Annotated in this window: 5 protein-coding genes; 3 read left to right on the top strand and 2 right to left on the bottom strand. The window is 70.8% G+C overall.

The window, feature by feature from the left end:
- Positions 1 to 147: 147 nt before the first annotated feature.
- The gene (locus JDV09_RS16055) at positions 148 to 666 is read right to left on the bottom strand and encodes a SixA phosphatase family protein (protein ID WP_221370133.1); all 519 of its coding nucleotides are present in this window, start codon (positions 664 to 666) and stop codon (positions 148 to 150) included.
- 115 nt (positions 667 to 781) lie between these two features.
- Between JDV09_RS16055 and JDV09_RS16050 the strand changes: the two genes are divergently transcribed.
- From JDV09_RS16050 to JDV09_RS16040, 3 genes are all read left to right on the top strand, one after another.
- Entirely contained in the window at positions 782 to 1,930 is a 1,149-nt protein-coding gene (locus JDV09_RS16050) for a metallophosphoesterase family protein (RefSeq protein ID WP_221370132.1), read from the top strand.
- Positions 1,927 to 4,602, top strand: coding sequence for an AAA family ATPase (locus JDV09_RS16045; protein ID WP_221370131.1), 2,676 nt, complete (start codon positions 1,927 to 1,929; stop codon positions 4,600 to 4,602). The genes JDV09_RS16050 and JDV09_RS16045 overlap by 4 nt, the downstream gene beginning before the upstream one ends.
- A gap of 66 nt (positions 4,603 to 4,668) precedes the next feature.
- A complete protein-coding gene (locus tag JDV09_RS16040) occupies positions 4,669 to 5,925 on the top strand; it encodes an alpha/beta fold hydrolase (RefSeq protein WP_221370130.1) in 1,257 nt (418 codons plus the stop codon).
- Here the strand turns inward: JDV09_RS16040 and JDV09_RS16035 are convergent.
- Positions 5,912 to 7,546: an oligopeptide ABC transporter substrate-binding protein OppA gene (locus JDV09_RS16035; RefSeq protein WP_255605466.1), complete on the bottom strand. Its 1,635-nt coding sequence runs from the start codon at positions 7,544 to 7,546 to the stop codon at positions 5,912 to 5,914. The genes JDV09_RS16040 and JDV09_RS16035 overlap by 14 nt on opposite strands.

Below are 7,546 nucleotides of genomic sequence, written 5' to 3'. Positions count from 1 at the left end.
CTGCAGCATGGCGATCAAGCTGATGGAGCTGACGCTGGCCACCAGGGCCTGACCGTCCCCGCGCGCTCAGCGCGCCCCGGCCGTCTTGCGCGCTCAGCGCGCCCCGGTAATCTTGCGCGCTCAGCGCGCCCCGGTAATCTTGCGCGCTCAGCGCGCGATGTGGAACGAGACGAGTTCGCAGCCACCCGGTTCGACATCGGCCCATGCGCCCGTGCTGCGCAGCACCGCGATCGACGAGGTCGGGAACTTCAGGGCGATCTGCTCGGCGGCAGTCTCGTCGCTGACGTCCGGATCGGCGAGCCCGAGCGCCAGCGACGACATCACCGGCTCGTGACCGACCACCAGCAGCGTCGACGGGTCCTCGCCGAACAGCGACTGCACCGCGTTGATCTCCTCGATCACGATGCCCGGGGTGGAGTCGTAGATGCGGTCCACGTAGCGCACCGGCGCGGTGATCCCGGTGTGTTGCAGCGTCTGCCGGGTGCGCGTCGCCGTCGAGCACAACACCGCGTCGACCTCGGACACATTGGCCCGCATCCAGTCCCCGGCCAGTGCAGCCTCCCGGAATCCACGCGCAGACAGCGGGCGCTCGTGGTCGCCGACCCCGGGCGGGCGGTCCGACTTGGCGTGACGCATCAGCAGCAGAGTCCGGTACCCGTCGGTCATGCGATCAACGGTAGGGCATGCCGGTGCGCATCCCGGGAGTTGTCGGCGGCCCGCCCTACACTCGCGGTGCCGTCGGCGAAAGGCCGGCGACGGATCGGGAAAGGGCGGGGCCGAGATGCGATTTCTGCACACCGCGGACTGGCAGCTCGGCATGACCCGGCACTTCCTCAGCGCCGACGCCCAGCCGCGCTACTCCGCCGCGCGCCGCGCCGCCGTCGCCGCGCTGGGGCCACTGGCCGCCGAAACCGGCGCCGAGTTCGTCGTGGTCGCCGGCGACGTGTTCGAGCACAACCAGCTCGCCCCCCGTGAGGTCAGTCAGGCGCTGGAGGCGATGCGGGCCATCGGCGTGCCGGTGTATCTGCTGCCCGGAAACCACGACCCGCTCGACGCGTCATCGGTGTACACCAGCGCGCTGTTCACCGCCGAACGGCCCGACCAAGTGACCGTGCTGGACCGCCCCGGCGTGCACGAGGTGCGGCCCGGGCTTCAGCTGGTGGCCGCGCCCTGGCACTCCAAGGCGCCGACCACCGACCTGGTGGCCGACGTACTCGACGGGCTGCCGGCCGACGGGGTCACCCGCATCGTCGTCGGGCACGGCGCCGTCGACATCCTCGTCCCCGACAAGGACCGGCCGTCGCTGATCCACCTCGACGCCGTCGAGGCCGCCATCGAGCGTGGCGCCGTGCACTATGTCGCACTGGGGGACAAGCACTCCCGGTTCAGCGTCGGCGATTCCGGGCGGATCTGGTACTCCGGCTCACCGGAGGTGACCAACTACGACGACATCGAGCCCGACCCGGGCCACGTCCTCGTCGTCGACGTCGACGACGCCGACCCGCTACGGACCGTGCGAATCGACGACCCCCGCATCGGCTGCTGGCGGTTCATGTCGTTGCGCCGCCCGGTGGACGACGCGCGTGACGTCGCCGACCTCGACATCAACCTCGACCTGATGCCGGACAAGGACCGCACCGTGGTCCGGTTGGGGCTGACCGGGTCGTTGACGGTCACCGACCGCGCGGCGCTGGACGCCTGCCTGGACCGCTACGCCCGCCTGTTCGCGGCGCTGGTGCCGTGGGACAAACAGACCGACATCGCCGTGCTGCCCGCCGACGGCGAGTTCGACGGCCTCGGCATCGGCGGGTTCGCGGCGGCCGCGGTCGACGAGTTGGTTCGCACCGCGCGTTCCGACGGCGAGGACGCCGACGATGCGCGCGGCGCGCTGGCGCTGCTGCTGCGGCTGGCCGAGGGAGGTGCCGCGTGAAGCTGCACCGGCTGACGCTGACGAACTACCGCGGAATCACCCACCGCGACATCGAGTTTCCCGAGCGCGGTGTGGTGATCGTCAGCGGCGCCAACGAGATCGGGAAGTCCTCGATGCTGGAGGCGCTGGACCTGCTGTTGGAGGCCAAGGACCGGTCGACCAAGAAGGAGGTCAAACAGGTCAAGCCCACACATGCCGACGTCGGCGCCGAGATCACCGCAGAGATCTCCTCCGGCCCTTACCGGTTCGTGTATCGCAAGCGCTTCCACAAGCGGCCGGAGACTGATCTGACGGTGCTCGCGCCGCGGCGTGAGCAGCTCACCGGGGACGAAGCCCACGACCGGGTGCGGGCCATGCTCGCCGAGACCGTCGACATGGATCTGTGGAAGGCGCAGCGGGTGCTGCAGTCGGACGCGATCGAGGCCGCCGAGCTGTCGGGATGTGACGCACTGTCCCGTGCACTGGATGTGGCGGCCGGTTCTGTCGACGACGCGCCCACCGCCGGTGCCGGGAACGCGGACGCCCTGCTGATCGACCGGATCGAGCAGGAGTACCGGCAGTACTTCACCCCGACCGGACGGGCCACCGGAGAGTGGGCCGCCGCTCGCACCCGGTTGACCGAGGCCGAGCAGAAGGTGGCCCGGTGCGCGGCGGCGATCGCGGAGGTCGACGAGGCGGTGCGCCGGCACGCCGCCCTCAGCGCCGAACTGTCCGAGCTGGCCTCCGAGTGTGCTTCGGCCGCCGAACAGCTCACCGTGGCCGGGGCCGCCGCCGACGCCGTAGCAGCGTTGCGCGGTGAACACGAACGGGCGACGGCGATCGCGGATGCCGCGACCGTCAAACACGCTGCATCACAGTCGGCGCTGACCGAGCGGCGCCGCTCCCGGGCCGACATCGACGAGCGCTCGGCAGTGGTCACGCTGCTGGAGCAGGCGGCCGAGCAGGCCGCCGAGGATCTTGCGACCGGCACCGAGGTGCAGGCCGCCGCCGAGGCCGCCGCGCGACAGGCCCGCGCCGCCGTCGAGGCGAGCCAAGCCCGGGTCGACGCGGCGCGCAGCGCGGTGCAACGGTTGGCCGACCGGGAGGAGGCCGAGCGGCTCGCGGCCCGGCTCGACACGATCGAACGCCACCGGCGTGACCTCGACGCGGTGCGGCGTGACCTCGCTGCGATCACGATCACCGACCCGCAGATGGCCGAGATCGATTCCGCAGCAGCCTATGTCGACCGGGCATCAGCCGCCGTCGCGCAGGCCTGTGCCCGCGTCGAACTGCTCGCCGAGGTTGACCTCGAGGTGACGCTCGCCGGTGAGACCGTGACGCTGCGCGCGGGCGAGACCAGGTCCGCGGCGGTTACCGGCACCGCGGGTGTCGAGGTCGCCGGCGTGCTGTCGATGAGCGTGACCCCCGGCGCATCGGCCACCACCACCCAGGCCGAGCTCGATGCGGCGAACGTGGCGCTGGCCCGGGCACTGTCGGCCGCCGGCGTCGGTGACGCCGCGCAGGCGCGCGAGCTGGACAGCCGGCGTCGTGATCGAACCGCCGACCGCGACCGCATCCGGGCGATCCTGGACGCGCTGACCGCCGACGACAGCGCCGACGCGCTGCGGGCCCGGCTGACGACGCTGCGTGCGAACGACGTTGCCGAAGATGCGGGGCCGGCGCCCGAGCAGGGCGGTCTGTGGGATCCCGTCGACGGGCCACCGGATCCGGCCGCGCTGCGGGCCGAACTCGACGCGGCCACCGCGGCGCACCAGCAGGCCGGCCGGGAATGCGACACCCGCCGCCGGGTGGCCGAGGAGGCGGCCAAGGTGCTCTCGCAGCGTGGTCTGTGCGCGGCGCGGGCCAAGGAGAAGCTGGCCGCTGCACAGACCGAGCTGGCCACGGCGGGTCAGCGACTGGCCGCTCAGCGCGGTGCGCAGAGCGACGATCAACTCACCCTCGCCGCCGAGGCCGACGCTGAGGCGGCCCGCGCCGCGCAGGCGACGGTGGCCCGGCTGGGACAGGAGCTGGCCGGACACGAACCCGATGCGGTGGGTGCCGCACTGGCGGCCGCCGAGCGTCACAGCGCCGGACTGGCGGCCCGCCGCGATGACGCCGGTGACGCGTTGCGGGAGGTCGCGACCCAGCTGAAGGTGTACGGCACCGAGGGACGCAAAGGCGCGCTGGACGATGCGGAGACACACCTGCAGCGCACCGAGGCCGACTACCAACGGGTTCGGCGCCGCGCCCGCGCCGCCGAACTGCTGCGGTCGGTGATGGGGCGCCATCGCGACGCGATGCGGCTGCGCTATGTCGATCCGTTCCGCCGCGAGGTCGAGCGCCTGGGCCGGATCGTGTTCGGTCAGAGCTTCGAGGTCGACGTCGACAGCGAGCTGCGCATCGGGCACCGGACCCTGGCGGGGCGCACCGTGCCCTACGAGTCGCTGTCCGGCGGCGCGAAGGAACAACTGGGGATCGTCGCCCGGCTGGCCGCCGCCGCGCTGGTCGCCAAGGAAGACAGCGTTCCGGTCGTGATCGACGACGCGCTGGGCTTCACCGATCCCGATCGGTTGTCCAGGATGGCCGAGGTGTTCGACACCGTCGCCGGTGACGGTCAGGTCATCATCTTGACCTGCAGCCCGCACCGCTACGCCGACATCCACGCCGCCCGACGGATCGAACTGGTCGGGTAGCCGCGCCGCGGGCCGGGTAGCCGTTCACCCGGTCCGATGGCGGCGTTCTTGGGCACAATGAATCCGATGACCATGAACGCCCGACGTCGACGGGCGCACGACAAGCTCGCCGCGCTACCCGGGGTGCGCCCGGTGCGCAGGCCGGTGCTGCCCGACGGTGACGAGCAGTTCGACGTCTACTACGTCCGCACCGGCCGCAAGTCCACCCATCCACTGGTCATCGTCCCCGGTGGTCCGGGCGCGGCGTCGGTGGCGCTCTACCGGGTGTTCCGGCGACACGCGGCGCTCGACGGCCTCGACGTGATCATGGTCGAGCATCGCGGGGTGGGCCTGTCCCGCCACGACGACGCCGGCCGGGATCTGCCGCCGGGGGCGCTGACGGTCGACGCGGTCGTCGACGACATCGCCGCGGTGCTCGACGACGCGCAGGTCGAGCGGGCCACCGTGTACGGCACGTCCTACGGCTCCTATCTCGCCGCCGGTCTGGGGGTCCGGCATCCGGGGCGGGTGCACTCGATGGTGCTGGACTCGCCGCTGCTGTCGGCCGACGACATCGACGACGTGCGCGCCGAGACCCGGCGGGTGCTGTGGGACGGCGCCGCCCCCGGTACCGCCGATCTGGCCGACAAGGTCCGGCGACTGGTCGCCAACGGGGTCCTCACCCCGACCGCGGCGGCGATGGCCGCGGGCATGTACGGCGTGGCCGGGCCCGCGGTGTTGCGGCGGCAACTCGACCTGCTGCTGGCCGGCCACGGCTGGCTCTGGGCTGCGGTGGGGCTGGGCACCCGGCTGCTGTTGGAGCGCCAGACTCCCTACCACCACGAGCCCGATCTCGTCGAGCGCATCGCCTACCACGAGCTCAACTATGGTGCCGTTCCCGACGGCGGGCCACTGGATCCGGCGGTGGCGTTCCGCGATATCGCCACCGGCGACGTCGAATTCGTCGCCGAGCCCTATGACCTGATCGCCGCGATGCCGGCGTTCACCTGGCCGACCGCGGTGATCTCCGGTGGCCGCGACCTGACCACGCCGCCGACGGTGGCGCACCGGATCGCCGACCTGATCCCCGACTCGGTACTGGTCGACCTGCCGACGGCCGGGCACAGCATCCTGGATACCAGGGAGCGTGCCGCGCTGAAGATCTGCAAAGCCGTCGTCGCCGGCGAGATGGCTGAACTCCCTTCCCGCGCCGCCGAACTGGACAAGCTGCCGGCCAACCTCACGATCCGCCTGATGGTGCGTGCCATCGCGGTCGCCGCCCGCGCCGAGTCGGTGGTTCCCGATGCGGTGCCGCGGGCGGTACGCCAGCTCAGCCCTTCATGAAGCCGATCGCGCTGTAGTTGAGGTCGCCGATGCCCGCCGGACCGAAGTTGGCCAGGGTGCTGCGGACGGCCACGTTGCCCGGTGACTGGAACAGCGGCAGGCTGAATCCCGCCGCCCAGATCATCTTGTCGAGTTCGTTGGCCAGATCGCGAGCCTTGGCCGGGTCCAGTTCGGAGAGCGTCTTCTCGATCTGGGCGTCGATCTCGGGGCTGCCGATCTTGCCGTAGTTACTCTCGCCGTCCTCGGCGTAGATCTGCGTCAGGCTGGCCAACGGGAATGCGTCACCGCCCCAGGCGAACTGGGCGATGTCGAAATTCCCCGGCGTGACATAGTCGGTGAACAGCTGCCCGCCGCCGACGGCGTTGAGTTCCAGGTTCACCCCGATCTGGGCGAGGTTGTTCTGGGTGATCTGGGCGATCGAGCGGGTGCTCTGTGCGTCGTAGAACACGTCGCGAACCGTGAGCTTGCGGCCGTCCTTCTCGCGGAACTGGCCATTCAACTTCCAGCCCAGCTCGTCGAGCTCCCGCGCCGCGGCTTCGGGGTCGTAGCCGATGCTGTTGTCCTGGTAGCCCTCCTGGCCGGCCAGGTAGATGTGATTGTTCAACGGCACCGGGTTGTCGACCAGGCCGCGCTGGGTGATCGATGCGATGGCCTGGCGGTCGATGCCCTTGGTGATCGCCGTGCGCAGCGCCGGGTCGGCCAGGATCGAGCCCTCCGCGCCGTTGAACGTCAGGTGATACCAGCTCGGTGCCGGGGCGCGCCGGATCGAAACGCCCTCGGTGCGCCGTGCGATGGTCAGATCGTCCAGCGACGCCAGGCCCACCGCGTCGATCGCATTGTTCTGCAGGGCGGGGATCTTGGCGGCGTCGTCGAGCACGGTGTAGGTGACCGAATCCAGCAGCGGCGGGGTGCCCCACCATTTCGGGTTACGGGTCAACACGATCCGCTGTGCACCGCGGTCCACGGAGCTGATCATGAACGGTCCCGCCGACGGGCCCGGCCCGTCCAGGTAGCCCTTGTTGAACGCCTCGGGATCCTGCGTCATCACCTTCGGCGCCAGCATGCTGTTGCCCGCGAACATGCCCTTCCAGTCGGCGAAGTGGCTGGCGAAGGTGATCACCGCCTGCCGGTCGTCGACGCCCTTGGTCACCGACTCGACGCGCTCGCTGCCGTTCGGCGACGCGAACAGGAAGCGGTCGTCCCTGCCGCTGGTGGCGTTGATCTGAGAGGCGAAATCCTCCCAGGTGATCGGGGTGCCGTCGGACCACACCGCCTTCGGGTTGATCGTGTAGGTGACGACCTGTGGGTCGGTGCTGGTCAACTCGACGTCGGTGAAGTAGTCGCTGTTGACCGTCATTTCGCCGTCGGGCTTGATGACGAACGCGCGCGGCAGCGTCCAGCGCAGCAGCGCGCCGAGTTCGCCGAGGTTGCCGTCGACGTGCAGATAGTTGAAGTTGGGCGGGAAACCAGAAAGCGCCAGCCGCAGGTTGCCGCCCTGCTGAAGGGTGGCGGGGTCCTGCGGGTTGATGTCCGCGATCGCCCCGATCTCGGCATCCCCGCCCGCCGACGGGATCTCGTCGTCGGCCCCCGAGCAGCCCGTCACCACCAGCCCGACGACCAT

The sequence above is a fragment of the Mycolicibacterium xanthum genome, assembly GCF_019710635.1.
GTDB lineage: Bacteria > Actinomycetota > Actinomycetes > Mycobacteriales > Mycobacteriaceae > Mycobacterium > Mycobacterium xanthum.
This window is presented reverse-complemented; position numbering and strand designations above follow the sequence as displayed.

Excerpts from the sequence above, each read along its gene's own strand:
- JDV09_RS16050 (WP_221370132.1), top strand. The coding sequence starts at position 782 with ATGCGATTTCTGCACACCGCGGACTGGCAGCTCGGCATGACCCGGCAC.
- JDV09_RS16035 (WP_255605466.1), bottom strand. The coding sequence starts at position 7,546 with ATGGTCGTCGGGCTGGTGGTGACGGGCTGCTCGGGGGCCGACGACGAG.
- JDV09_RS16040 (WP_221370130.1), top strand. The coding sequence starts at position 4,669 with ATGACCATGAACGCCCGACGTCGACGGGCGCACGACAAGCTCGCCGCG.
- JDV09_RS16055 (WP_221370133.1), bottom strand. The coding sequence starts at position 666 with ATGACCGACGGGTACCGGACTCTGCTGCTGATGCGTCACGCCAAGTCG.